The sequence below is a fragment of the Cyanobium sp. Copco_Reservoir_LC18 genome, from assembly GCF_009834675.1.
Lineage (GTDB): Bacteria > Cyanobacteriota > Cyanobacteriia > PCC-6307 > Cyanobiaceae > Cyanobium > Cyanobium minutissimum.
The window spans coordinates 157,842-182,621 of the sequence record NZ_ASAC01000010.1; the positions used below are offsets into that span (position 1 = coordinate 157,842).

Here is a 24,780-nt window from a genome sequence, read left to right on the forward strand (position 1 = left end):
CAGAGGTGGCGGGTCCACGTCCATACGACTGTCGACCTGGGGCTGGTCGGAGAGGATCACCGTCAGTAACGCCGGCCGGCTCCCGGGGGAGGTCATGGCCGGGACAGAGGCGGTACGCAGCTGCCTCTGCTGTAGCCTTGATTGCGGGCAAAGCGCAACGCTGGCCGTTACGACTGCAACTTTCCGCCCGTCCGAGGACCGCGAAGTAGTGGTCGTTACCAAGATCTTAAAACTTTTTTTGCGTTTCGACACGCCTCTGCTGAAAAATTTCCGGACGGATCCGGTCCGCAGCCGGTGATGCCTGTCTCGGAACGGTTTCTGGCCCTGGTGGGGTTCCAGCTGGGACAGTTCATCGACTGCCCCGAGGTCCGCTCCCTGGTGGTCTACGTCACCCAGCAGGGGGAAACGGGCCAGCCCACCCTGCTGCCGGTCGGCCACTGGCCCCCGGACGAGAGGGCCCTGCCGGCGGTGGACAGCGTCAGCCGGCTGCGCGTGCCGGCGGAGCAGCGGCGCTGGCTGCCCCTGCGGGACGGCCAGCGCCTGCTCGGTGCCCTGCAGGTGGAGGCCGCCCGCAACCCCTGGCCGGAGCCGCTGGCCCAGCGGCTCCAGGCCGTGGCCCTGGCCCTCACCGAGGCCCTGCGGCTGGATCTGGAGGGCGGGGAGCTGCGGCAGCGACTCGCGGAGCGCGAGGAGCAGCTGGGCCTGCTGCTGCACCAGCTGCGCAACCCGCTCACGGCCCTGCGCACCTTCGGCCAGCTGCTGCTGCGGCGCCTCGGGCCCGACCACAACGACCGTTCCCTGGTGCAGGGCCTGCTGGCCGAGGAGCGCCAGATCAACCGTTATGTGGAAGCCATCAGCGCCCTGGTCCATCCGGAGGGACGGCTCGCCGCCCCCGTCTCCCCCCAGCCCCTGCTGCTGCCGCCCCTGCTGAGCGGACCCGGGGGCCAGCCCCTGGCCGGACCGCTCGAGCCGCTGCTGCAGCGGGCGGCCGCCACCGCGACCCTGCAGGGGCGCGAGTGGCACGGTCCTCCGACCCTGCCGGACTGGAGCGGCGACAGTGGAGCCGTCGCGGAGATCCTGGCCAACCTGCTGGAGAACGCCTTCCGCTACAGCCCCCCGGGCGCCGCCGTGGGTCTGCACTGGACCAGCGACGCCGGGGGGCTCCAGCTCACGGTCTGGGACGGCGGGCCGGCCATCGCCGGCGACGAGCGGGAGGCGATCTTCGGGCGGGGGGTGCGGGGAACCCGGGGGCAGGACCTGCCCGGCACCGGCCTGGGCCTGGCCCTCGGCCGTGATCTGGCCCGCAGCCTGGGGGGCGAGCTGGCGCTCGTGGTGCCGCCCCGGACCGTGGCCGAGGGGCTGCCGGCGCAGGGCAACGCCTTCCGGCTCAGCCTGCCCAGGCCGTCAGCGCCGCGGCAATGAACAGCAGCCCCAGCGATTCGCTCCACTCCACGCAGGCCCCGTAGCTGTCGCCGCTGTGGCCGCCGAGGCGCCGGCCCAGGACCAGGGGCACCACCAGGGCCGGAATCAGGGCCAGCACTCCGACGGGCACGGGCCAGGCCATCAGGCCCGGCCAGGGCAGCAGCAGCAGGGGCGGCAGCAGCAGCAGGGCGGGCCGCAGTTCCACCGCCAGGCCGGCCCCGTGGTCGCGGTGGAACCCGGCGCTGCCGCCCGGCCGCAGGTAGGGGAACCAGGCCATGGCGGGCAGGGGCGCCACCCGCCCGGCCACCGCGGCCCACACCAGCGCCATCGGCGCCGCCGGCCCCAGCATCGCCAGGGCCCCGGCCCGCAGCAGCAGCACCAGAACCAGGGCCTGCACGCCGCTCGCCCCCACCCGGCTGTCGGCCATCGCCTCCAGGCAGCGATCGCCCGCCGCCAGACCATCGGCGCTGTCCATCACGCCGTCCATGTGCAGGCCGCCACTGAGCAACAGACCGAGCGCCAGCACCAGCACCACCTGGGCCAGCAGGGGCACCTGCCCCTGCAGGGCCCACCAGAGCAGGCCCTGGAGCGCCCCGAGCACGGCGCCGATCCAGGGGGCGAAGCGGGCGATCCGCTCGAACCGGGGGGCCGGCGCCGGCCAGGCCGGCAGCACCGAATAGAAGATCCAGGCCCCGGCCAGATCCCGCAGCCACGGTGGAGCGCTGAGGCGGGGCATGGGCAGGGCGGCGGCGGTGGTGGAGATGGAGGCGGGAACCCCGGACAGCGTCGCAGCAGCGGCACGTAGCGTCTGCGCTGAGCCGCCGCGGCCCCATCGCCTTCGACTTCACGATCACCGCCCGCTGCCCGCGGACCCGGGCCCGCTGCGGCTGTTTCACCACCCCCCACGGCCCCGTCCACACGCCCCGGTTCATGCCGGTGGGCACCGCCGCCACCGTCAAGGGCGTCAGCACCCCCCAGCTGCGGGAGACCGGGGCCCAGATGGTGCTGGCCAACACCTTCCATCTGCATCTGCAGCCGGGGGAGACCGTGGTGGCGGAGGCCGGTGGGCTGCACCGCTTCATGGGCTGGGACGGCCCCCTGCTGACCGATTCGGGCGGCTTCCAGGTGTTCAGCCTCGACGCCATCAACCGCATCGACGACAACGGCGTGGTGTTCCGCTCGCCCCGGGACGGCTCAAGGATCGACCTGACCCCGGAGCGCTCGATGGCCATCCAGCGGGCCCTGGGGGCCGATGTGGCGATGGCCTTCGACCAGTGCCCGCCCTACCCCGCCACGGAGGCGGCGGTGGCGGAGGCCTGCCGGCGCACCCACCGCTGGCTGGAGCGCTGCGTCGCCTGCCACGGCGGCGGCGACCAGGCCCTGTTCGGGATCGTGCAGGGGGGCTGCTTCCCCCATCTGCGCGAGGCCTCGGCGCGGCTGGTGGCGTCGATGGACCTGCCCGGCATCGCCGTGGGGGGGGTGAGCGTGGGCGAGCCCGCCGAGGAGATGCACCGGGTGGTGCGCCAGGTGGGTCCCCTGCTGCCCCAGGAGCGTCCCCACTACCTGATGGGGGTGGGCAGCCTGCGGGAGATGGCGATCGCGGTCGCCAACGGCTTCGACCTGTTCGACTGCGTGCTGCCCACCCGGCTGGGTCGGCACGGCACCGCCCTGGTGGGGGGCGAGCGCTGGAACCTGCGCAATGCCCGCTTCCGCCACGACCACGGCCCGCTGGACCCCGGCTGCGGCTGCCTGGCCTGCCGGCACCACAGCCGCAGCTACCTGCACCACCTGGTCCGCAGCGACGAACTGCTGGGCCGCACCCTGCTGAGCCTGCACAACCTCACCACCCTGCTGCGCTTCACGAGCGCCATGGCGCGGGCGATCAGCGAAGGCTGTTTTGCAGAGGATTTCGCTCCCTGGGAGCCCGGCTCCCCGGCCGCCCACACGTGGTAGGTTCCGGCCACAGCAATGGTTCTTCCTCCAGGCATGGCTCTCTCCCTGCTGGCCGGCTCCGCGCCCCACACCCTCGCCCAGCTGCCCGAGGCCTACCAGGCCTTCGGCCCCCTGGTGGACATCCTGCCGATCATCCCCCTGTTCTTCCTGCTGCTGGCCTTCGTCTGGCAGGCCTCGGTCGGCTTCCGCTGATCAGCGGCGTTCCTGCCACCCAGCCGCTCAGCGGCGCTCGCGCAGAACCGCCCAGGCGAAGGCCGGCAGCGAGAGCATCCGCCGCCAGCGGCTGGGCTCCTTGATCAGCCGGTACAGCCACTCGATGTGCAGGGCCCCCATCCAGGTGGGGGCCCGCTTTTTGGTGCCGGCCCAGATGTCGAAGCTGCCGCCCACCCCCATCCAGAGGCCGCTGCGGGGTCCGGGCATCGCCTGGATCCAGGTTTCCTGGCGCGGTACCCCCAGGGCCACCAGCACCAGATCGGGCCGGCACTGCAGCAGCTGGCGCTCCAGAGCGGGCCAGGCGTCGGCGCTCTGGTAGCCGTGGACGCTGAAGACGAGCTTCAGCCCGGGAAGGTCGTGGAGCAGGCGGTCGCGCAGCTGATCCATCACCGCCGGACTCGCCCCCACCAGCGCCACGCGCCAGCCATGGGCGGCCGCATGGTCGAGCAGGCGGCGGGCCAGCTCGATGCCCGGGGCGCGGCGCACCCGGTGCGACTGGCGCCCCAGGGCCCACACCACACCGGCCCCATCGGGGATCACCATCCGGGCCGCCTCGATCGCCGCCCCCAGGGCGGGATCCGCCCGGGCCGCCATGGTCATCTCCGCATTGAGGGTGACGATCTGGCCGCCACCGGCCGCGTGCAGCGCCACCGCGTCCCGGAAAACATCGTTGCTTACATTCACAGGGATGCCCAGGACGCGGGCACGGACCGGCGTGGTCGCGAGGGCTGCCATGGGAAGGAACGACGGCGGGGAGAATCTATGGCCTGGTTCCACGGCCGCCGCCACCGGCACGCCCCGTCCTGACGCGACCATGATGAGCACCGCTGGCAATGGCGACAGGGGCGTGACCGATCCGCCCGCCCCTTCCATCTCCGAGGCGGAGGCCCGGGAGCTCCTCGAACGCCTCGACCGCGGCATCGAGCACGTCGTCCTGCGGCGCCAGCATCCGATCACGGGTCTGCTGCCCGCCAGCACCGCCAGCACCGTGCACGGCAACTACGGCGATGCCTGGGTCCGGGACTGCGTCTACTCCATCCAGTGCGTCTGGGGGCTGGCCCTGGCCCACCGGCGGCTGGCGGGACCCTGCCGCCGCAGCTTTGAACTGGAGCAGCGGGTGCTGCAGCTGATGCGGGGTCTGATGCGCTCGATGATGCGCCAGTCGGCGAAGGTGGAGCGCTTCAAGACCAGCCTCGAGCGCCTCGACGCCATCCACGCCAAGTTCGACACCGCCACGGGGGATCCGGTGGTGGCCGACGACGGCTGGGGCCATCTGCAGCTCGACGCCACGGCCCTGTTCCTGCTGCAGCTCGCCCAGCTCACCCGCTCGGGCCTGGTGATCGTGCAGACCAGCCACGAGCGCGACTTCCTCCAGAACCTCGTTTATTACGTGGCCCGGGCCTACCGGGTGGCCGACTACGGCATCTGGGAGCGGGGCGACAAGGGCAACCACGGCCAGCCGGAGCGCAACGCCAGCTCGATCGGCATGGTGAAGGCCGCCCTCGAGACCCTGGTGGGTCTGGATCTCTACGGCCCCCACGGCGACGGCAGCAGTTGCCTGACCATCCCCCATGACGCCATCGTGCGGCTGCGGCGTGCCCTGCGCGGCCTGCTGCCACGGGAGTCGGCCAGCAAGGAGGCCGACAGCGCCTGCCTGTCGGTGATCGGCTACCCCGCCTGGGCCGTGGAGGATCCGGCGCTGGTGGCGCGCACCCGCGAGAAGATCCGCAGCGAGCTGGCCGGCTCCTACGGCTACAAGCGCTTCCGGCGCGACGGCCACCAGACGGCGCTGGAGGACGTGACCCGGCTCCACTACGAGCGGGAGGAACTGGCCCAGTTCGAGCACATCGAATGTGAGTGGCCCCTGTTCCTGGCCTATGAGCTGATCACCGCCTGCTGCGAGGGCCGCTGGGAGGAAGCCCGCCGCTGGCGGGAGCAGCTCCGGGAGCTGAGCGTGACGGTCGACGGGGAGGCGCTGCTGCCGGAGCTCTACCTGGTGCCGGAGCGGCTCATCGAGGCCGAGCGGCGCCAGCCCGGCAGCCAGACCCGCGTCCCCAACGAGAACGTCCCCCTGCTCTGGACCCAGAGCCTCACCTGGCTGTCGGATCTGCTGCTGCACGGCCTGATCACCGCCGCGGATCTCGATCCCTGCGGTCGCCGCCACCCCAGCCCGCCGGGGGCCGAAGAGGTGCTGGTGGCCCTGGCTCCGGCCGACGACGCCATCGCCGCGGCCCTGGCGGATGCCGGCCTGCCGGTGCGGCGGCCATCGGAGGCGGAGTCGGTGCCCCTGCGGGTGGCCAGTTCCCGCGAGCTGGCCCGGCGCCTGGCGACGGTGGGCGCCAACGGCCGCCTGGGCCTCTCGGGCCACCCGCCGGTGCGCATGGAGACCCAGGCCACCGCCCGGCTCTACCGCCATGACGGCGAGCTGATCGGCTTCCTGCCGGCGGTGCTGGAGGAGGACACCTTCTACCTGGCCGACGACGCCCAGGTGCTGGTGGACACGGTGGCCACCGAGGTGCGGGTGCTGCAGCGCCACTGGCGGGGCTCCGGCGCGCCGCTGCTGCTCGTGCCGGTCGCCGCCGGCCCCTTCCGCCGCGACCCCGACGCCTTCCTGGAGCTGGGCCGCGATCTGCAGCAGGGCCAGCTGGGCTCGGTGGCGGTGCGCCTGGTGTCGCTGGAGGAGCTGGTGCCGCTGGCCAGCCTGGTCGACCTGCCGCCCCAGGCCCTGGCGGCCTGCGATCTGGTGCCCGACGGCCACACCCTGCTGCCGCCCAGCGCCAGCCACCAGCCGCTCACCGCCCGCCAGGAGCAGGAGCTGGAGGACGTCCCCCTGGCCCACCTGGTGGACAGGCTCTGGGCCAGCCGCTCCCTGGAGGAGCAGGCGGAGGTGCTGGAGCTGCTGAGCCGCCGGCTCGGGCCCAATGCCCGCCTGCAGGGCCCCCGCAGCGGCCCGGGGGTGCGGCTGATGGTGCTGCTGGAGGAGGTCTACCGCCGCGGCCTGGCCGACGCCGACTGGAGCGTGGTGCGCCGGGCCGCCGGCGCCATGGGCCTGGTGCACCCCCAGCTGGAGGATGCTCTCACCGACCTGCTGCTGCGTCAGAAGCAGGTGGTGGTGGGCCGCAACTACACCCGCGATTCGCTGCTCAGCCATCCGGAGGGCAGCCTGGCGATCGCGGCGATGGTGCGGCGCTTCAGCGGCGAGGACGGCCGGGAATGGATGCTGCAGCAGGAGCTGCTGCTGGCCATCGACGCCCTGGCCCGCTCCGACGTGGATCTGCTCAGCGGCAGCCTCACCCTGCAGCTCGGGCAGTTCCTGCTGCTGCTCACCGGCGAGCTGGCGGGGGAGGCCAACCTCAGCCCCAGCGAGGCCTTCGAGGCCCTCTGCGCCCTGCCGCCCCATGCCATCCGCCGCCGGCTGCGGGCCGTGCTGGCCGATGTGGAGCACGCCCGGGCGTCCCTGCAGCGCAAGGAGCAGCTGCACCTGCGCGGGCGGGTGCGCTGGGAGGTGCCCGACCCCCTGGCGGAACTGCCCAAGGACGGCAGCTGGCTGCAGCACCGCATGCGGCTCGGGGCCCTGCAGCGGGTGCCGAAGGACTTCTATCCCGGCATCTGGGACCTGCTGCACCACTGCCGGGGGCTCGTGATCGGCGACAAGCTGGAGCGGCGCAACCGGCTGGAGAGCGCCCCGCTGCTGCGCGAGAAGACGCCGGGGGAGAAGAACTTCGCGATCCTGGTGGAGCACCTGCTCAGCAAGATCGAAGCCCCGGAGTACCGCCGGCTCTGCATCGAGACCCTGCTCACCCTGATGGCCTTCGTGGCCGCCAACCCCCAGGTGCAGTTCGACGACGATCTGGCCCTGGACGTGGTGATCGGCCACGCCGTGCGGGTGGGCTGGCAGCAGCGCCATCCCGAGGTGCCCAGCGAGGCCTACGGGCCCCACAAGGCGGAGGCCTGGGATCTCTTCTACCGCTCCTCCCCGGCCGACTGCCGCCGCTGGCAGCTGCTGGCCCTGCAGGAGCTGGCCGACAGGGACGCGGCCCCTGCCGCGATGATTCCGGCGGCGGGTGTCTAGATCGGGGCCTCCAGGGCCATGCAGAGGTTGGGCTGCTCGACGCACTGCTCGATCAGGTCGGCCAGCTGCAGGGCCCGGGAGGCCTGCAGGCCATCCACGGCCGGTGTCTCGCGGCCGCGCACGCACTGGAGGAAGTGCTCGAGTTCGGCGTAGAGGGGCTCGATCGAGGTGGTGCTCACCTCTTCGATGAAGCCGTCATTGCGGTAAAGCAGCTCGCCGTGGTCGGCGCTGACCGATTCGTGGGAACGGCGGTGGATGCGCAGATTGCGGTTGAGGAAATCCGTCTCCATCAGGCTGCTGCGGCAGTGGGCACTGAGGCTGCGGATCTTGCGGTGGGCCATCTTGCTGGCCGTGAGGCTGGCCACCACGCCATTGGCGAAGCCGAGGGTGGCGTTGACGTAGTCGATCGGGCCATCGGAGCTGCGGCCGCCGGCCGCCGCCAGCCGCACCACCGGGGAGGCGGCCAGCTCGAGCACCAGATCGATGTCGTGGATCATCAGATCGAGCACCACCGAGACGTCATTGGCCCGGTCGGCGTTGGGGCTGTGGCGCCGGGCCTCGAGCACCACCACCTCCTCGTTGGCCACGACCCGCAGCAGCTCCCGGAAGGCGGGGTTGAACCGCTCGATGTGGCCCACCTGCAGCAGGCGGCCCGCCGCCTCGGCGGCGCCGATCAGGTCGGCGGCCTCCTCCTGGGTGGCCGCGATCGGCTTCTCGATCAGCACGTGCACCCCCGCCTGCAGACAGGCCATGCCGACCCGGTGGTGCAGCAGGGTGGGCACGGCGATGCAGACGGCCTCCACCTCGCCGAGCAGCTCCTCGTAGGCGGGGAACCAGCGGCAGTCGAACTGTTCCACCGCCAGCCGGCCGCGGGCTTCATCGGGGTCGGCGACGCCCACCAGTTCGGCATCGCGCAGCAGGCTCAGCACCCGGGCGTGGTGCCAGCCCATGTTGCCGATGCCGATGACACCCACGCGCACTGGGTTCATGGCAGGGGCGGAGCAGGTGGGCGCATTATCGATGATCAGGTTCCGTCCGTGCTGGCGAGGGTGATCTGAACCCGCTCGATGCGGGGGCCGTCCATGGTCAGCACGTCGATGCGGACGCCCTGCCAGCGCAGCCCTTCCCCGGGGGAGGGGATGTGCTGCAGCCGCTCCAGCACGAAGCCGGCCAGGGTGTGGTGGCCGTCCGCTTCCGGCAGCTGCAGGCCCAGCTGGCGGTTGAGTTCGACGATCTCCAGGTCCCCGGCCGCCGACCAGGTGCCGTCGACGAGGGGCAGCAGGTCCTGGGCCGTTTCCAGGGGGTTGTCGTCCTCGCCGACGATCTCGCCGGTGAGGTCGGCCACGGTGACCAGCCCCTCGGTGCCGCCGTGCTCATCCACCACCACCAGCAGGGGCTGGCCGCTGCGGATCAGCGGCAGAAGGTCCGCCAGGGACGCACTTTCCTGCACCTGGGCCACCGGCAGGATCCAGGGGGCCAGGGCCGTGTCGGGGTGCAGGAGGCCCCGGGCGATCGGCTCGGCCAGCCGCCGCAGGTCGAGCATGCCGCGCACGTCGTCGAGGGAGCTGCCGATCACCGGGAAGCGGGCGTGCTGGCTGGCATGCACCGCTTCCATCATCTGGGCGAAGGTGACATCCAGCGGCAGGGTGACCATGCCGGAGCGCGGCATCATCACCTCCCGCACCAGGGTGTCCCGCAGGGAGAAGACCCCCTCGAGGATGCTGCGCTCGTCGGGCATCAGGCCGGTGACACTGCCGCTCTCGATCAGGGTCTCCAGCTCCCCGGCCGACAGCACCGGCACCAGCTCATCCCAGTTGCGCGGCAGCCCCAGCAGCCGCAGCAGACCACCGCTGAAGCGCTCGATCAGCAGCAGCAACGGCGCCAGGGTGCGGGTGAGCGACTCCAGCAGGGGTGCCAGCCGCAGGGCCGAGCCCTCGGGACGGTGCAGCACCCAGGCCTTGGGCACCAGACCGCCCAGGAGGGTGGCCAGCAGGGCCAGCACCAGGAAGACCCCGGCATCGATCCAGGCCTGCTCCCCCGAGCCCATCCAGTCGGCCACCTGCTCCGCCAGACCCCGGGCCAGCCAGCCCATGGCCAGCAGCGCCAGCACCACCCCCAGCTGGGTGGCCACCAGGACGCTGCGCAGGCGGTGCTGGAGCCGGGCCACGGAACGGGCGCCGGGCTCCTCCGCCTCCTCGAGCTGCTGGACGCGGCTGGGCCGGAGTCGGATCAGCGCAAGCTCCCCGGCAGCGAAGAAGGCCAGCAGGGCCAACAGGATCGCCAGGACCAGGAAGCGCATCGGTGGGGTGTCGTGGCTGAAGGTTAGGCCCCGCCCCCCGGCTCAGCCTTCGCCGCCCTCGCCGCCCTCCCCTCCCTCGCCAGCGTCCCCGACGCCATCCCGGTCGCCGTTCTTATCGGCCCCCTCCGGCGCCCCGGCGGCCGGCCGTTCCGGGGCCGGGGCGCTGACGCCGTTCTCGCCGCCCTCCTGGTCCTTCGATTCGGGGGACTGGGCGCAGCCCAGGGTGGCCGTGATCAGTCCGGTGGTGACGAGGAACAGGGCGATGCTCGATCGGGCCATGGCCTGCACCGTGATGGATGGGGCGAGAATTCTGGGACAGCGGAGCGCCAAAGGATGCAGTTCCGTCTTGAACCTCTGCTGAGCAGCGGCCAGGTCGGCGAGTTGCGCCTGGCCCTGCTGGCGAAGGACGCCCCCTGGAGGGACGGGGCCGAAACGGCCGGATGGCACGCCCGGGAGGTGAAGCGCAACCGCCAGCTGGAGCCGGCATCCTCCCTGCACCAGACCCTCGCCTCCGCCCTCAGCGACCACCTGCTCCAGCATCCGCTGCTGCAGGCGGCGGCCCTGCCGGTGCGGCTGCACAGCCTGCGCTTCAGCCGCTGCGGCGTCGGCGAGGGCTACGGCCGCCACGTCGACAATGCCTTCATGGCCGGCGGCCGCTCCGACCTCTCCTTCACCCTGTTTCTGAGCGAACCCGAGCAGTACGACGGCGGCGCGCTGGTGCTGGAGGATCCGGGGGGCGAGTGCGCCCTGCGCCTGCCGGCCGGCCATGCCCTGGTGTATCCGAGCTCCCTGCTGCATCGGGTGGAACCCGTGACCCGGGGTGAACGGCTGGTGGCCGTGGGCTGGATCCAGAGCCGGGTGCGCCGCAGCGACCGACGCGAACTCCTGTTCGAGCTCGACACCGCCCGTCGCGCCCTCTTCCAGAAGCAGGGCAAGGACGAGATCTTCGACCTGCTCACCCGCAGCTACACCAACCTGCTGCGGATGTGGGGCGAGTGAGGGAGATGGGGGTCGCGAGGATCGAACTCGCCTAAGGCGAATTATGAGTTCGCTGCATTCACCAGATTGCTAGACCCCCGGGGGACGGGCCGCCGTCTCCGGCGGGGGCCTCACCAGAGGCCCCGGATCGGCGGAGTCCAGGTGGTGCCGGCCGGCGGCCGGACATAGGTGGGGGTGGCGGCCCCTGACCCGAGGCTGGTGCTGAAGCCGTTGGTGATGTCGGCGGTGCGCTGGGGCATCAGACCGCTCTGCTCGGTCAGCATCACCGACGCCGTGTTCTCGATGGCGGTGCCGTCCCAGACGATGTTCTGGTCGGGGAAACCGAAGGCGACGATCCTGCCGCCGTCCCGGCCGGGGATCGAGAGGCCGAGGGGATCGGTGATCTGGTGCAGCAGGTTGATGCCCTGGGCGAAGGGGGCCGAGAAGCTGTAGAAGCGCTGCTCCATCAGCTCGGGGGCGGAGCGCGTCACGCCGCAGCGGGTGACCTCCACCGGCCCGGAGCCGGCCGAGCCGGGCATGGGGGCTTCGAGGGTGGTGGTGCAGAGCACGGGCCCGGCGAGAGCGGGGGCCAGGACGGCGAAGGGGAGCAGGGCGGTGAGGCCCGCAGCGAGGGGGGCAGGCACTGCCAGGATCGGTGCTGTCATGGGGTCTACGGGCCCAGCTCCCGGGCGATATGAGCGCAGGTTAGCGAGCTCTGACGCTCTCGCCCATCCATGGGCTTCCGCACCGGCCGCCTCTGCGACGCCGCCCCCCAACGCCGCCCCCTCCAACGTCCATGGTCTCCCTGCCCTCCAGCCCCAGCCAACAGCGTTCCGCCCTGCTCGCCCTGCTGGCGGAGCGGGCCTACCGGCTGGGCGACTTCACCCTGGCCTCGGGCCGCCGCAGCCCGCATTACGTCAACTGCAAGCCGGTGAGCCTGAGCGGCACCGGCCTGGCCCTGCTGGGCCGTCTGATGCTGGAGCAGGTGGAGGGCGAAGCGGCCGCGGTGGCGGGGCTCACCCTGGGGGCCGATCCCCTGGTGAGCGCCGTGGCCCTGCAGGCCGCCCTGGCCGGCCGCGATCTCGATGCGCTGATCGTGCGCAAGGAGGCCAAGGGCCATGGCACCGGCGCCTGGCTCGAAGGCCCCCTGCCGCCGGCCGGGAGCCGGATCACGGTCCTGGAGGACGTGGTCACCACCGGCGGCTCGGCCCTCAAGGCCGTGGCCCAGCTGCAGGAGGCGGGCTACGCCGTGGAGCGGGTGGTGGCGATCGTCGATCGCCAGGAGGGGGGAGCCGAGGCGATGGAGGAGGCGGGCCTCGACCTGCGCAGCCTGTTCCTGCTCGAGGAGGTGGCCGCCACGGCCGCCGGGCTGGACGGCGCGGCAGGCTGACCCGACGACAGGCTCACCCCCGCGACGCGCTCCGCCATGGCCCCCTCCCCCGACCCGACAGCGGCTGCGGCCGATCCCTGGCACTGGACGCCACCGCAGGGGAGCCGCTGGTCGCGGCCGGTGGGGCTGCTGCGGCTCGACGGCCCGGACACCCTGCGGGTGCTGCACGGCCAGACCAGCCAGGCCCTGGAGGGGGCGCGGCCGGGCCAGTGGCTCGGCACCTGCTGCATCAGCCCCACGGCCCGGCTGCGGGCGGTGGCGGAGGTGCTGGTGGACGACGCCGGGGCCTGGCTGGTGATCGTCGACGGGGATCCCGCGGCCGTGCGCACCGCCCTCGACCGGGTGCTGTTCCCCGCCGACAAGGTGCGGCTGGGTCCGGTGGCGGCGGCCGTCCTGCACCAGCCGCTGGGGGCGCCGGAACCGGAGGCCCTGCCCGCCGGCACCTGGGCGCCGCTGGAGGGATCGCCGGGCTGGCGGCTCGGGGACGCCCTGCTGCTGCCCGCCGAGGCCCCCCTGCCCCCCGCCCTGGCCGCCCGGCGCCCCCTGGAGCCGCTGGAGGCGGAACGCTGGCGGCTCCGGCAGGGTCTGCCGGCGGCGCCGGGGGAGATCAACGAGGAGGTGAACCCCTTCGAGCTGGGGCTGGCGGCGCGGGTGAGCCTGAGCAAAGGCTGCTATGTGGGCCAGGAGACCCTGGCCAAGCTGGCCACCTACGACGGGGTGAAGCAGCAGCTGCGCCGCTGGTGGGCCAAGGCTGTCCCGGAAGGGGCTGGCCCGGAAGGGGCTGTTCCCGCCGATGCCGTGGCTGCGGGCACGCCCCTACTGGACGGGGCCGGGGGCCGCGCTGGCCTGATCACCTCCAGCCTGGAACTCCCCGGTGACGGGGGCTGGATCGGCCTGGCCCTGGTGCGCAAGGCCTGGCTGGAGGAGAGCCAGCTGATGGCCGGGGCGGCCCCGGGGGTGGCCCTGAGCCTTTCGCTGCCGGAGGCGTTTCAGCCGCCGCCGGTGGGACCGGGGGGCAAGGCCGCGTCCTGATCCAGCAGCCAGCGGACCACCGCCCAGGTGGCCAGGCTGTCGTCCTGGTTGTAGCGGAAGATCCGCTGCAGCTTGCGGCCCAGGGCCCGCCGGCTGGGGCGCCGCGGGCCGCCGGAGCCTTCCCGCCACTGGCGCCACCAGAGCAGGCAGCGGGCGCCGTCGACCCCCTTCTGGCTCCAGGTGAAACCCCGCCAGCCGGCGACGGCCTTGAGCCCGTAGCTGTTGACCGGCAGCAGCCAGTGGCGGCGCAGCCGCTGGTGCACGTCCACCAGCCGGGCCCGCAACCGCTCCCGCTCCCGCTCGCCGGCCCCCTGGCGCTCGGCCAGCCGCAGCAGGGCGACCGACTCAGTTTCGCCGTAGTGCAGCACCGGCCAGTCGGGGTAGCGGGCCAGCAGCCTGCTCAGCCGTCGCCAGAGCAGCGCCTCGCCGTGCTCCTGCAGGGCCAGCAGGGGTTGATAGCTCCCCAGGCTCTCGCCCGGCCCCGGCGCCCCGGGCCAATGGCCGTCCGCGCCGCGCTCCAGCCGCACCAGGCCATGGAGGAAGTCGTCGCGGGCATCGGGGTCGGATTCGATGTCGTAGAGCAGCACCCCGGGGGCCGCCGAGAGCTCCGGCAGGGCGGGGCCGGCCCCCTCGCCGCTGCGCCGGGGGGTGCCCTCCCGCTGCACCCGGGCCTGGGCCACCAGCCGGGGGGCCACCTCCCGGTGCTGCTCGCCGTGGGCGGCCAGGTCGTCGGCCAGCCTGTCCGGATCGGCCGCCGCCAGCTGGTCGAGGCTGGCGATGCCCAGCTCCAGCAGCAGTTCGCGCCGTTTGCCGCCGATGCCGCTGACCTCGCTGAGGTGCCCCTCCGCGGTGGCGACCCGATCGCAGGCCCCGCGCCAGCTGCAGAGGGTGCATTTCTTGCGGTCGCTGACTAGGGGCGGCGGCTCGCTGCGGGCCAGGTCGAGGGCCAGGCGCTCCAGGCTTTCATCGAGCTGGCGCTGCAGGGAAGGGCCGAGGGCGAGCCGTTCCCGCTCCAGCCCCCGGTCGGCACCGGCCACCACCAGCCCATGGGGCACGGGGGCCCGCTGGTGCTCCGCCAGCAGCCGCCCCCACAGGGCCAGCTGCAGGCGGTGCTCCCGGGTGAGGCGCCGGCCCTGGCGGGCCAGCACTGGCCGGTAGCCGTGGGCGCCCCAGCGGCTGGGCCCCTCGACCCGCTCCAGCAGGCTCGGGTGGGCCTCGAGACGCAGGCCCCGGGGGCCGGTTCCCGCCAGGCGCAGGCCCACCACACCGGGCGCCCCGTCCCGGCAGGCCGCCTCCCCATGGCCGGGGCGCTGGGGCAGCAGGCTCTGGAAGCTGCGCAGCTGGTCATCGAGGGCCAGGGCGCGGTGGGCACTCCACAGCCGCTCCTCGGGCGCACCGTGGAGATCGAGCCAGGCCCGCCGCCGGCAGCGCACCCAGCTGCGCAGCAGGCGGTCGGTGAGGACGGGGGATCCGGGGGAGGGGGCGTCCGGGGTCTGGGGCATGGGCTGCAGGCTAGGGGGACCGGTGGCCTGCCATCAGGCCGGCACCCGCCGCGGCCATCCGGAGCGGCCGGCCTGCTACGACCGGCCTGCCCCTCCCTCGCCTCCGCGCCGCCCATGGCCTCCGCCCCCCTGCCCCTCGAGGCCGGACCGATCCTCTTCGGCACCGATGGCTGGCGGGGAATCCTCGGGGTGGACATCACCATGGAGCGCCTGCTGCCGGTGGCGGCCGCCGCCGCCCGGGAACTGGCCGCCAGCGCCCCGGAGGGCCTCGCCAGCCGGGAGGTGGTGATCGGCTACGACCGGCGTTTCCTGGCCCCGGAGCTGGCCGAGGCCATCGCCGGCGCCGTGCGGGGGGCCGATCTGCTGCCCCTGCTGGCCGCCACCCCCGTGCCCACCCCTGCCTGCAGCTGGGCGGTGGTGGAGCGGGGCGCCCTGGGGGCCCTGGTGATCACCGCCAGCCACAACCCGCCGGAATGGCTGGGGCTCAAGATCAAGGGGCCCTTCGGCGGCTCGGTGGAGGGCGACTTCACCGCCCGGGTGGAGCGGCGCCTGGCGGCCGGGGGCCTGACGGTGCCGATCCCCGGCGACACCGAGCGTTTTGATGCCATGGGCACCTACCTGGCGGGCCTCGGCGCCAAGGTCGACGCCCCGGCCCTGGTGGCGGGCCTGGCCGCCGCCGGGCTGCAGGTGATCGTGGACCCGATGCACGGCTCGGCCGCCGGGGGACTGCCGGCCCTGCTGGGGGAGGCGGGGGCGGCCGCCGGCGTGATCCGGGAGATCCGGGGGGAGCGGGATCCCCTGTTCGGCGGCCACCCGCCCGAGCCGCTGGCCCCCTACCTGGAGCGGCTGATCGCCGAGGTGCGCCAGGCCACGGCCGCCGGCCGCCCCGCGGTGGGCATCGTCTTCGACGGCGACGGGGACCGCATCGCCGCGGTGGACGAGCAGGGTCGCTTCTGCAGCACCCAGCTGCTGATGCCCCTGCTGATCGACCACTTGGCCCGGGCCCGCGGGCTGGGGGGCCGCGTCGTCAAGACCGTCAGCGGCTCCGACCTGATGGCCCTGGTGGCGGCCGACCTGGGCCGGGAGGTGATCGAGATGCCGGTGGGGTTCAAGTACATCGCCGCCGAGATGCTCAGCAGCGAGGTGCTGGTGGGGGGCGAGGAATCGGGCGGGGTGGGCTTTGGCCTCCACCTGCCGGAGCGGGACGCCCTGTTCGCCGCCCTGCTGCTGATCGAGGCGCTGGTGGAGGGGGGCCTGCCCCTCGGCGCCCGGCTGGCGGCCCTGCAGGAGCGCTGCGGTGGCGCCAGCGTCTACGACCGCCTCGACTTGCGCCTGCCGGACATGGCCAGCCGCCGCCGGCTGGAGGCCCTGCTGGCCCAGGATCCGCCCAAGGAGGTGGCGGGAGCGGCGGTGCTGGAGGTGAACCGCACCGATGGCGTCAAGTTGCGGATGGGTCCCAGCCACTGGCTGATGCTGCGCTTCTCCGGCACCGAGCCCCTGCTGCGCCTCTACTGCGAAGCCCCCGACGCCGACCGGGTTCAGGCGGTGCTGGCCTGGGCGCGCCAGCTGGCGGAGTGCATCTGATGGCCGCCCCAGCGGAGCCCGGGGTGGCGCCCACCGTGCTGGTGATCGCCAGCGGCAACGCCGGCAAGATCCGGGAGTTCTCCCATCTGCTGGCCTCCCTGCCCCTGGAGGTGCGGCCCCAGCCCGAGGGTCTGGAGGTGGAGGAAACGGGCACCACCTTCGCCGCCAATGCCCGGCTGAAGGCCGAGGCAGTGGCCCGCGCCACGGGCCACTGGGCCCTGGCCGACGACTCCGGCCTGGCGGTGGCGGCCCTGGGCGGCGCCCCCGGGGTCCATTCGGCCCGCTACGCCGACAGCGACCCCGCCCGGATCGCCCGGTTGCTGCGGGAGCTGGGCGAGGTCGACGGGATACGGCGCGCCCAGGGCCTGGCGCCGGACCGGCGGGCGGCCTTCGTGGCCGCCCTGGCGGTGGCCGACCCGAGCGGCGCGATCCGCCTGGAGGTGGAGGGCCGCTGCGACGGGGAGATCCTGGAGGCCCCGCGGGGCAGCGGCGGCTTCGGCTACGACCCGGTGTTCCTCGTGCCGGAGACGGGCCTCAGCTACGCGCAGATGGACAAGGGCCTCAAGGGCCAGCTGGGCCACCGGGGGCGGGCCTTCGCCCAGCTGGAGCCTGGCCTGCGGGAGCTGCTGGCCTCGGGAGGCGGAGCTACACCGACGGTTCCCTAGCGGGCCGCAGGGGTCCGACCGCGGGCCTCCAGCGCCGCCTCCAGGGCTTTGGCCATCGCTGCGGCCCGCTTCTGCCAGGTGCATCCGGTGGCGAAGCGGTGGCGCTCCGCGGCGCGGCCGTCCTGGAAGCCGGCCGCGGCCAGGCGCTCGAGGGTGGCCGTGAGGGCCAGCCCATCGGCGCAGTGGTACGCCAGGCGGGGAGTTTCGGCGATCTGGGCGCAGGTGCCGGTGTAGAGGATGGGCTGGCCGGTGGGCAGCTGGGAGAAGAAGCGGACGGGACTGCTGCAGGGGTTGATGTCACCGTCGGTGAGGGGCAGCACGGCCGCATCGAGGGTGGCGAAGCAGGCCTGGAGTTCGGTGTACGGCATGGCGCCGAGGAAGCGGCAGCGCGGGCTGCTCTGGAGATGGGCCAGGCCGGGCACCTGGCGGCGCACCGGCCCCACGAACAGCCAGCGGAGCTCAGGCAGGGCGTCGTGGGCGGCGACGATCGGCAGCAGGTCGATGCGGCTGCCGATCACGCCGATGATGCCGATCAGGGGCCGGAAATCGGCGGGCACCAGATCCGCCGGCAGGGCGGGGCGCTGGGATGGCCGGGGCGGAAGCGCGGGGGGAGGGTCGGCCGGCAGCCAGGAGGAGGGAATGCCGTTGGGGATGGTGTGAAAGCGGGAGTCCTCGATGCCGTACCGGGCTTGGAGCACCTCGGCGAGACGCCGCGACACCGGAAAGATCAGATCGGCATGGCGGACCAGATCGTGTTCCTGATCGAGTCGCACATGGGGGTATGCCGCGTAGTCATCGCTGACCAGATAGGCGATGACGGAAGCGAGGCCGCGGTAATGAATCGCATAGGGCCAGGCGTGGGGATCGGTGAGGATCAGGGCGTCGGCCCGGCCGTAGGTGGCCAGCAGCCGCCGCTGCACCAGGGGGGCAAGAATCCTGACCAGCCAGCGATGACGGGAGAAGGCTCCGCGGGGGAGCTCACAGGCGTGGCGACGGCGACCGAAGGAGGGCAGCCAGCCCCGCCAGCTGATGCGGGGGTCCAGTGTCTGCACCGAGCAGATTGTCTCCAGTGACTCGAAGAGAGCCCGGTGATAAGGCTCTTCAGAACCGACGACGAAAAGACTTTGACGTTGGTCCGTTGGGTCGGCTGAATCCGTCGTCCTGGCTGATTCAGTCACGGCAGGACGAGTCGGCCATCGATTTCTGATTCTAAAGCTGTCGATCCAGCCGCTGGCCGAGGCCAGCCTGGACCGGAGGCCGGGGCCTGTATCCTTGGCTGGGATGAAGCCGTCCTGCTGTCCAGCCATGTCAGTTCTCGACAAGGGCGGACAAGGGACGGGAGAGACGGTGGTCTTCCTCCCCGACAAGCGACGATTCAATCCCTACCAGAAGCGGCTTGCCGAAGCGCTCATCCAGCAGGGCTTCCGCGTCATCGTCAAGGATCCCCCGCCGCTCTTGGGGGCCTTTTTTCGGCAGCAACGGTTGCATTCCAGGCATGTGATCATTCACCTGCATTGGCTGAACGGGCTGACGGATCAAGCCGTCTACGCCCATTCCAGTATTCGATTTCTGGTCTGGTACGTTCTCATGTTTTGCGACCTGGGATTGTTCAGGCTGCGGGGGGGAAGTCTGTTCTGGACCGTTCACAACCTGATCAGCCACGAATGCCCAGACCCCGCCAGGGAGCGGAAGATGCGCCGACTGATCGCCAGATTTGCCAACGGCATTCATTTCCACAGCAGATCATCGATTGCCCGAGCCGAAGAGGAATACGCCGTCCCGCTCCAGAGCAAGGCGATTGTGGCCACCCATGCCGCCTACCCTGAGGACTATCCGCCCAATCCGTCCCGGGTGGAAACCCTGGCCAGGGAAACAGACCTCAGCAAGGTCAACTTCACCTTCCTGTTCTTCGGCAACATCCGTCGTTACAAGGGTCTCGAGTCGCTTGTGGAGGCCTTTCGCCACCAGCCTGGATCCCATTGCCGGCTCCTGATCGCCGGTGCCCCCATCCCGGGAGTCTCGACGGAATGGCTCAACGAAGCCTCCGCGAAGGACCCACGCCTTCGCCTGCGCATCGGCTACGTGTCGGACAACGATGTGTCCGCCCTCTTTGCCCTCGCCGATGTGCTGGTAGCCCCCTACACCGCCACCCTCACCTCGGGGGTGGTCTCGCTCGCGCTCACCTTCGGCTGTCCCATGGTGCTCCCCGATGCCGCCAGGGTCTACGACCTGCCGGGTGAGGCCGGAGCGGAGTACTACGCCCCCGGCCTCCTGGCGGAGGCCCTGGCCAGGATCGAGGGGCGCGATCTCGCCGGGATGCGTTCCCACAACAGCCGCCTCGGCAGAACCCTGACCTGGGCGGCCATGGCCGAGCCGATCGCCGAGGCCTACCGGAAAGCCGGCCGAAACCGTTGAAGAGGAGGGGTGTGGAGGGCCTCCAGCAGGGCCTGCCGCGCCTGATGGCGCAGGCCCCCCAGATGCTCCGCTGCAGCGGCACCGGCGGTGCGGGCTTCCGCAGGGTCCCGCAGGTAGGCGAGCATGGCCATCGCGAAATCGTCCGCCGTTCCGGCCACCGAAACCCCCGGTGCCAGCGCCATCCCCTCCACGCCTGCCGGAGTGGTCACGATCGCCCGGCCGTGGGCCATCGCTTCGATCGTCTTGATCTTCAGTCCGGTGCCCGAACGCATGGGATTGATCATGAAGAGCGCTTGCTGATAGATCTGCCGGGGTGACGTCACGATCCCGAGGCGCTGGACCTCCTCAGGGAAGGGCATGGCCCCACAGATTCCACCGGCCACCACCAGCCGGCCGACGCCACCCCTGGCCTTGACCTGGGGCCACACCTCCTCGAGAAACCAGTTCAGTCCCACCCGGTTGAGGGGATTGGCCGAGGCCAGATAGCCCACGACGGGAACCTGATCTTCGGAGAAGGGCAAGGGGTCGGATGGAAGGATGTGGCCCACCGTCCTGACGACACGCCGGCCATGGGTGAGGCGCTGGAAGTAGCTGGATTCCCGCTCCTGGATGCCGAGGATGACATCGGAACGCCGCAATCCCCGGCGCTCATCCCCCTGGTTCAGCGAGATCCAGAAATCATCCGGATCCAGCTGCGCCTCGTGGAGCAGGGCGTTGCGATCCGTGAAGACGTCATGACAATCCAGGATCTTCAGACAGCGGTCGTCGAACGCCTCCAAGAAGGCGGAATGGATCACATAGGACACCAAGACGCGCCTGTAGTGGCCGGCGCGCTGGAGACGGCGCGCCTCAGCCAGCCAGCTCGGATGAAACCAGTCATCCAGCGGGTGGTTGCCGATGGGGAGGCTCCGCTCCCGGCCGGGGCTGCAGCGACAACGGAGCCCCTGCCATGCCCCTCCGAGTCGATACCGGATCCGCTGCGCCAGCGGGCGGCGGCCGCCCTCGGGCCAGACGAAGTCGTGGATCCAGTGGTCCACAGCCTGGCGGGTCTCCCGTTTCTCCTCAGCGGAGAGATCGACGCCGGCGAAGTGGAGCTCGAAGCCAAGGGCCCGCAGGTCGTCGAGCAACGCGGCCAGGCGGCTGCGGTTGCCGGCATAGGGGGGGCCGACGCCGATCCTCGAGATGACCAGGAGACGCCGGTCCGCCATCAGGACACCGCCAGGTCCCCCACCGCCGGCCGCCACCCCTGCAGCTGCCAGTGCACGCACCCCGCCAGCACCATCGGATCCTGCAGCACCAGGGCCAGGGCTGCATCATGGTCGGCAGCCTCGAGCAGCAGCAGGCCGCCGCCGCCGGGCCGCCCCTGGTCGTCCACCAGGTAGCCGCTGCTGATCCTGAGGCCCTCCTGGCGCAGGCGCTCCACCCAGCGGCGATGCTCCTGCAGGTGGGGAATCACCGCATCAGCGGGGAGCCGGAAGGTCTCGGTCTTGATGAACCAGGCCATGGCAGGAACGGAACACCGCATCGGGCTCCGGGCCACGCTCCGGAAGGGAGTAGGACGGAGAGTCCGTCGTCGATGGTCCCATGTCGAAATCCCAGCTCAACGCGTTCCTCGCCAAGGTGGCGGCCGATCCTGCCCTGAAGGCCCGTGTGGAAGCCGCCGCCGACACCGATGCCGTGGTGGCCATCGCGCTCTCCGAGGGGCATACCTTCTCCCCCGCCACCTTCAGCCGCTTCTCCCGCGGCTGAGGCCGGACAGGGCCTGTCGGGGCTGGACGATGGCGGAGGCGATGCGGGCGCGGAAAGAAGCGTACCCGGTCAGCGCATGGCTGCTGCCAGGGGCGTCCCTGGCCACCCATCCTCCGGCCAGCCGCGGCATCCCCCGGATCATCCACCAGACCTTCAGCAGCAGGAGCCGGATGCCGGCGGTGCTGGAGGAGAACTGCCGCGCCATCGAAGCCCTCAACCCGGACTTCACCTATCGCTTCTACGACGATCACGATCGTGAGCGCCTCATCGGCGAGATCTACGGCGAGGCGATCCTGGCCCGCTACCGGCGGATTGATCCTGCCTACGGTGCCGCCCGCGCCGATCTGTTCCGCTACCTCTGCATCTACCACTTCGGCGGTGTCTACCTGGACGTCAAGGTCGGCGTCACCCGGCCATTGTCCGACGTCCTGCGCGACGATGATGCCTACCTGCTGAGCCAGTGGGACCATTCGCCCGGCAGTCCCCATGCCGGCTGGGGCACCCACCGGCAGCTGGCCGCCATCCCGGGCGGTGAATTCCAGCAGTGGCACGTCATCGCCTCCCCGGGCCATCCCTTTCTGGCCGCCGTGATCGCCGCGGTGCTCAGCAACATCGATCGCTTCGATCCCTTCGCCTTCGCCCATCCCTGGGAGGCGGTGATCTGCACCACCGGCCCGGTCGCGTACACCCAGAGCATCCATCCGATCCTGGCGGCCCATCCCCACCGGCGCCTGGTGGGCAGCGAAGAGGTCGGCCTGCGCTACAGCCTCTTTGACGGCTCGGCCGACCCCAACGCCCACCGGCGGCTCTACAGGGATTACCGCAAGGCCGAAACCCCGCTGATCCGCCAGCCTTTTCCCCTCTCCCTGCTCTGGCCCGTGCTCAACCTGATCCGAAAGGTGGCGCGCCGCCTGCGGGGGCTGCTGCGGCGCTGAGCCCCCGGGCGAACGCCGGAACAGGCGACCTCAGGCCGCCACCCAGCTGCCATGCAGGCCATGGGGGATGGCCAGGGGGAGCTCCAGCACGGCCACCTCATCCATGGAGGCGGCATCGAGCACCACCATATCGCTGGCGCTGCGGGCGCCGTTCCAGACCAGGCCGAGCACCCAGCCGTCATCCTCGGCCGTGGCGCCGGGACGGGGCACCATGATCGGCTCGCTGACGAACCCGCGGGGCGCCGCACTCCAGACCAGGGACTCGCCACTGGCCAGATCGAGCTTCATCAGGGCCTGCAGAGGGTCGTTGCCCCGCTCCCGCTCGGCCACCGCCATCCAGCCGTAGCGGCTCTCGAGCCCCACCCGGGCGGGGGCCACCATGGCGAATTCACAGGTGCGCTCACTCAGCCGCGTGGCCGTGACCGTGCCGCTGGCCAGGTCGAGACGGCAGCGCTCCAGGAGGCCCTCGGGGATGCGATCGAAGTCGACCTCCTTGTAGTCCTGGTCGGGGCCGATCGAGGGGAAATCGGCGTAGAAGATGCTGTCGACCACCACCGCGTCGCCGTCCTCCCAGGCATTGAGGTGATGGAACACGAAGCCTTCCGGAGCCTCCAGCACCCGCGGCTCCTGGCCGGCGAAGGCGCCGTCCTGGCGGGGAATCAGCCAGAACTGGCCACGGGCACCGGCCCGGGACTTCAGGCACTGGGCGGCCCCTTTGCGGCCGAGCACGTAGGGGAGGGGGTTGAAGTCGATGGCGTTCTGCAGGAACACCGCCCAGTTGGGGGTGATGGCGAAATCGTGCAGGAAGGCGAAACCGCCGAAACTGTGGCTGGAGTCGGCCAGCAGGGTGCCGGCCTCGGGACCGTCGGCGGCGAACTCCATCAGGCGCACGGTGCTGCGCGGGCCGGCCTTCACACCGAAGGTGACCATGCGGGGTGCGCCGTGGTGGCCGGGATCGAAGCGGGGGTGGGCGCTGAAGGCCTCACCCGGCTTGAGCACCCCGTCCAGAAGGGTCAGGCCGCGGGTCTCGAGGCTGACGGGATCGAGGGCATGGGGGGAGCTGGCCTCCCAGAGGGCGAGCAGCTGGTCGCCGAGCCGCACCACGTGGGTGTTGGCGATGTTCTTGAGGCGAAGATCGAAGGCGTTGGCCAGTGGACCACCCGGCTTGGGGGTGCCGAACACCCCCCGGTAGAGCACCGTGCCGGCCTTCTCCTCGGCCAGCCAGCCTTCGGTGCGCACGAAGCGGTTGCTGAGCCGGGCACCGCCTTCGGAGAAGCGCAGAGCCGTGACCATGCCATCACCGTCAAAGGGGTGATGGACCCAGTGACCGCCCCGCTCCAGCCGGCCGGGCCCGTTGCGGTAAAGGGTGCCGCTCAGCTCGGCCGGAATGGCGCCGCGGGCGGCGATCAGGGGCTCGTCGCTGAGCTCGACGCTGACGTTGCGAAAGGAGCTGGCCCAGTCGGCGCGGTCGTAGGCAGGCGAGGCCGCGGCGGCGGGGGAGGCAACGGTCATCGGATCAACCCACGGAAAGAACAGCGCAGCGCGCTGTTTCGATTATCACGTAACGGAGTGTGAAGACGTGGGCGGTCGTGCCGGCCTCAGGCCTCGCAGGGCAGCTCCACCACCGGGCAGGGGGGTTGGGACACGGCACAGGGGGCGGCCTGGACCTGGCCCGGCAGGCAGTCGGCGGCCCGGGCCGGGGCAGCCACGGCAACGGCGGCGGTGAAGCCCGCCATCAGCAGCAGGAGGGTACGCATGGCGTGTGCACGGATGGTCCGATGCTAGTGGCGACGACCCCGTCAGACACCGGCGTGGCCGGCACGCTCGAGGACCCCCTTGCTGCTGGGCACGGCCCCACCACGGCGGGGATCGATCTCCACCGCCTGGTCGAGGGCGCGGGCGAACGCCTTGAATCCGGCCTCGACGATGTGGTGGGAGTTCACCCCCGCCAGCTGGCGGATGTGCAGGGTGAGGCCGGCGTTGTTGGCCACCGCCACGAAGAACTCCCGCACCAGTTCGGTGTCGTAGGTGCCGATGCGCTGGGCCGGGATGGCCAGGTCGTAGCTGAGGTGGGGCCGGCCGGAGCAGTCGAGGGCCACCTGCACCAGGGCCTCATCGAGGGGGGCCAGGAAGTGGCCGAAGCGGCGGATGCCCCGCCGGTCGGCCAGGGCCTGGGCCAGGGCCTGGCCCAGGGCGATCCCCACGTCCTCGTTGGTGTGGTGGTCGTCGATGTGGGTGTCGCCCCGGGCGGTGATCTCCAGATCCAGCAGGCCATGGCTGGCGATCTGGTGGAGCATGTGGTCGAGGAAGGGGACGCCGGTGGCCACCTGGGCGCGGCCGGTGCCATCGAGATCGAGGGCCACGTGCACGTCGGTCTCACCGGTGACGCGATGGACCTCGCCGGTGCGTGCAGGGCCGGTGCGCGAAGAGCTGATGGACACGCGGGCGAAGGCGACGGGCCGGACCTGAATCATGCCAAAGCCCCAGAGACCGCGCTCCGTCGGTCCGGTGCGCCCATGGCGATCGGGGGAGCGACGGTGTGCAGCGCTACGGCGCCGGGCCGCCAGGGGT

General features: G+C 72.0%; 25 protein-coding genes and 1 tRNA gene. 12 read left to right on the forward strand and 14 right to left on the reverse strand.

Features of this window, described 5'->3' with window-relative positions:
* Positions 1 to 297: 297 nt before the first annotated feature.
* On the forward strand, positions 298 to 1,422 hold the full coding sequence (locus L107_RS04865; protein ID WP_159816697.1) for a sensor histidine kinase KdpD: 1,125 nt from the start codon (positions 298 to 300) through the stop codon (positions 1,420 to 1,422).
* Here the strand turns inward: L107_RS04865 and L107_RS04870 are convergent.
* Positions 1,388 to 2,158 carry an adenosylcobinamide-GDP ribazoletransferase gene (locus L107_RS04870; protein ID WP_159816698.1) on the reverse strand — a complete coding sequence of 257 codons (771 nt, stop codon included), beginning with the start codon at positions 2,156 to 2,158 and terminating at the stop codon, positions 1,388 to 1,390. The two genes, L107_RS04865 and L107_RS04870, sit on opposite strands and share 35 nt — an antisense overlap.
* Positions 2,159 to 2,253: 95 nt before the next feature.
* Between L107_RS04870 and tgt the strand changes: the two genes are divergently transcribed.
* Together tgt and L107_RS04880 are read left to right on the forward strand one after the other, a co-directional pair.
* Positions 2,254 to 3,375, forward strand: coding sequence for a tRNA guanosine(34) transglycosylase Tgt (gene tgt / locus L107_RS04875; protein WP_159816796.1), 1,122 nt, complete (start codon positions 2,254 to 2,256; stop codon positions 3,373 to 3,375).
* Positions 3,376 to 3,408: 33 nt separating this feature from the next.
* Positions 3,409 to 3,567, forward strand: a complete 159-nt coding sequence (locus tag L107_RS04880; RefSeq protein WP_106220981.1) for a photosystem II reaction center protein K — start codon at positions 3,409 to 3,411, stop codon at positions 3,565 to 3,567.
* Between the two features lie 27 nt (positions 3,568 to 3,594).
* Here the strand turns inward: L107_RS04880 and L107_RS04885 are convergent, their stop codons facing one another.
* Entirely contained in the window at positions 3,595 to 4,323 is a 729-nt protein-coding gene (locus tag L107_RS04885; RefSeq protein WP_159816699.1) for a WecB/TagA/CpsF family glycosyltransferase, read from the reverse strand.
* Between the two features lie 79 nt (positions 4,324 to 4,402).
* On the opposite strand from L107_RS04885, the gene L107_RS04890 reads away from it, so the two are divergent.
* Positions 4,403 to 7,660, forward strand: coding sequence for a glycoside hydrolase family 15 protein (locus L107_RS04890; protein ID WP_159816700.1), 3,258 nt, complete (start codon positions 4,403 to 4,405; stop codon positions 7,658 to 7,660).
* On the opposite strand, the gene L107_RS04895 is transcribed toward L107_RS04890, so the two are convergent.
* The 3 genes from L107_RS04895 to L107_RS04905 are packed head-to-tail and all read right to left on the reverse strand — an operon-like array spanning position 7,657 to position 10,238.
* Positions 7,657 to 8,649 carry a Gfo/Idh/MocA family protein gene (locus L107_RS04895; RefSeq protein WP_015109659.1) on the reverse strand — a complete coding sequence of 331 codons (993 nt, stop codon included), beginning with the start codon at positions 8,647 to 8,649 and terminating at the stop codon, positions 7,657 to 7,659. The genes L107_RS04890 and L107_RS04895 overlap by 4 nt on opposite strands.
* Positions 8,650 to 8,684: 35 nt before the next feature.
* Complete coding sequence (locus tag L107_RS04900) at positions 8,685 to 9,959, reverse strand: hemolysin family protein (protein ID WP_159816701.1); 1,275 nt, start codon at positions 9,957 to 9,959, stop codon at positions 8,685 to 8,687.
* Between the two features lie 42 nt (positions 9,960 to 10,001).
* The gene (locus L107_RS04905; RefSeq protein ID WP_159816702.1) at positions 10,002 to 10,238 is read right to left on the reverse strand and encodes a hypothetical protein; all 237 of its coding nucleotides are present in this window, start codon (positions 10,236 to 10,238) and stop codon (positions 10,002 to 10,004) included.
* Positions 10,239 to 10,292: 54 nt separating this feature from the next.
* Here L107_RS04905 and L107_RS04910 point away from each other — a divergent pair, with 54 nt between their 5' ends.
* Positions 10,293 to 10,958, forward strand: a complete 666-nt coding sequence (locus tag L107_RS04910) for a Fe2+-dependent dioxygenase (RefSeq protein ID WP_159816703.1) — start codon at positions 10,293 to 10,295, stop codon at positions 10,956 to 10,958.
* 6 nt (positions 10,959 to 10,964) lie between these two features.
* Here L107_RS04910 and L107_RS04915 read toward each other — a convergent pair.
* Together L107_RS04915 and L107_RS04920 are read right to left on the reverse strand one after the other, a co-directional pair.
* Positions 10,965 to 11,037 (reverse strand) — tRNA-Ile (locus L107_RS04915).
* A 31-nt stretch (positions 11,038 to 11,068) separates the two neighbouring features.
* On the reverse strand, positions 11,069 to 11,602 hold the full coding sequence (locus L107_RS04920; RefSeq protein ID WP_159816704.1) for an Occludin/ELL family protein: 534 nt from the start codon (positions 11,600 to 11,602) through the stop codon (positions 11,069 to 11,071).
* A gap of 131 nt (positions 11,603 to 11,733) precedes the next feature.
* On the opposite strand from L107_RS04920, the gene pyrE reads away from it, so the two are divergent.
* Entirely contained in the window at positions 11,734 to 12,327 is a 594-nt protein-coding gene (gene pyrE, locus L107_RS04925) for an orotate phosphoribosyltransferase (RefSeq protein ID WP_159816705.1), read from the forward strand.
* 36 nt (positions 12,328 to 12,363) lie between these two features.
* Positions 12,364 to 13,359 carry a folate-binding protein YgfZ gene (locus tag L107_RS04930; protein WP_159816706.1) on the forward strand — a complete coding sequence of 332 codons (996 nt, stop codon included), beginning with the start codon at positions 12,364 to 12,366 and terminating at the stop codon, positions 13,357 to 13,359.
* Here the strand turns inward: L107_RS04930 and L107_RS04935 are convergent.
* Entirely contained in the window at positions 13,317 to 14,861 is a 1,545-nt protein-coding gene (locus L107_RS04935) for a TM0106 family RecB-like putative nuclease (RefSeq protein ID WP_159816707.1), read from the reverse strand. The two genes, L107_RS04930 and L107_RS04935, sit on opposite strands and share 43 nt — an antisense overlap.
* Before the next feature lie 114 nt (positions 14,862 to 14,975).
* Between L107_RS04935 and L107_RS04940 the strand changes: the two genes are divergently transcribed.
* Complete coding sequence (locus tag L107_RS04940; protein WP_159816708.1) at positions 14,976 to 16,445, forward strand: phosphoglucomutase/phosphomannomutase family protein; 1,470 nt, start codon at positions 14,976 to 14,978, stop codon at positions 16,443 to 16,445.
* Positions 16,445 to 17,110 carry an RdgB/HAM1 family non-canonical purine NTP pyrophosphatase gene (gene rdgB, locus L107_RS04945; RefSeq protein ID WP_159816709.1) on the forward strand — a complete coding sequence of 222 codons (666 nt, stop codon included), beginning with the start codon at positions 16,445 to 16,447 and terminating at the stop codon, positions 17,108 to 17,110. Before L107_RS04940 ends, rdgB begins: the two co-directional genes overlap by 1 nt.
* Here rdgB and L107_RS04950 read toward each other — a convergent pair.
* Entirely contained in the window at positions 17,107 to 18,162 is a 1,056-nt protein-coding gene (locus L107_RS04950) for a hypothetical protein (RefSeq protein ID WP_159816710.1), read from the reverse strand. The genes rdgB and L107_RS04950 overlap by 4 nt on opposite strands.
* A 253-nt stretch (positions 18,163 to 18,415) precedes the next feature.
* Here L107_RS04950 and L107_RS04955 point away from each other — a divergent pair, with 253 nt between their 5' ends.
* Positions 18,416 to 19,525 carry a glycosyltransferase family 4 protein gene (locus L107_RS04955; RefSeq protein ID WP_159816711.1) on the forward strand — a complete coding sequence of 370 codons (1,110 nt, stop codon included), beginning with the start codon at positions 18,416 to 18,418 and terminating at the stop codon, positions 19,523 to 19,525.
* On the opposite strand, the gene L107_RS04960 is transcribed toward L107_RS04955, so the two are convergent.
* Together L107_RS04960 and L107_RS04965 are read right to left on the reverse strand one after the other, a co-directional pair.
* Complete coding sequence (locus L107_RS04960) at positions 19,498 to 20,733, reverse strand: glycosyltransferase family 4 protein (RefSeq protein WP_159816712.1); 1,236 nt, start codon at positions 20,731 to 20,733, stop codon at positions 19,498 to 19,500. The two genes, L107_RS04955 and L107_RS04960, sit on opposite strands and share 28 nt — an antisense overlap.
* A complete protein-coding gene (locus L107_RS04965; protein WP_159816713.1) occupies positions 20,733 to 21,029 on the reverse strand; it encodes a YciI family protein in 297 nt (98 codons plus the stop codon). The genes L107_RS04960 and L107_RS04965 overlap by 1 nt, the downstream gene beginning before the upstream one ends.
* A gap of 80 nt (positions 21,030 to 21,109) precedes the next feature.
* On the opposite strand from L107_RS04965, the gene L107_RS04970 reads away from it, so the two are divergent.
* Positions 21,110 to 21,274, forward strand: a complete 165-nt coding sequence (locus tag L107_RS04970; protein ID WP_106221013.1) for a Nif11-like leader peptide family natural product precursor — start codon at positions 21,110 to 21,112, stop codon at positions 21,272 to 21,274.
* Between the two features lie 41 nt (positions 21,275 to 21,315).
* A complete protein-coding gene (locus tag L107_RS04975; protein WP_159816714.1) occupies positions 21,316 to 22,209 on the forward strand; it encodes a glycosyltransferase family 32 protein in 894 nt (297 codons plus the stop codon).
* Positions 22,210 to 22,239: 30 nt separating this feature from the next.
* On the opposite strand, the gene L107_RS04980 is transcribed toward L107_RS04975, so the two are convergent.
* The 3 genes from L107_RS04980 to hisB all read right to left on the reverse strand — a co-directional run bounded on the left by L107_RS04980 (position 22,240) and on the right by hisB (position 24,683).
* Complete coding sequence (locus tag L107_RS04980; protein WP_159816715.1) at positions 22,240 to 23,721, reverse strand: carotenoid oxygenase family protein; 1,482 nt, start codon at positions 23,719 to 23,721, stop codon at positions 22,240 to 22,242.
* Between the two features lie 86 nt (positions 23,722 to 23,807).
* Entirely contained in the window at positions 23,808 to 23,966 is a 159-nt protein-coding gene (locus L107_RS04985) for a hypothetical protein (protein ID WP_159816716.1), read from the reverse strand.
* A gap of 42 nt (positions 23,967 to 24,008) precedes the next feature.
* Positions 24,009 to 24,683, reverse strand: coding sequence for an imidazoleglycerol-phosphate dehydratase HisB (hisB, locus tag L107_RS04990; protein ID WP_219904201.1), 675 nt, complete (start codon positions 24,681 to 24,683; stop codon positions 24,009 to 24,011).
* Between the last annotated feature and the right edge of the window lie 97 nt (positions 24,684 to 24,780).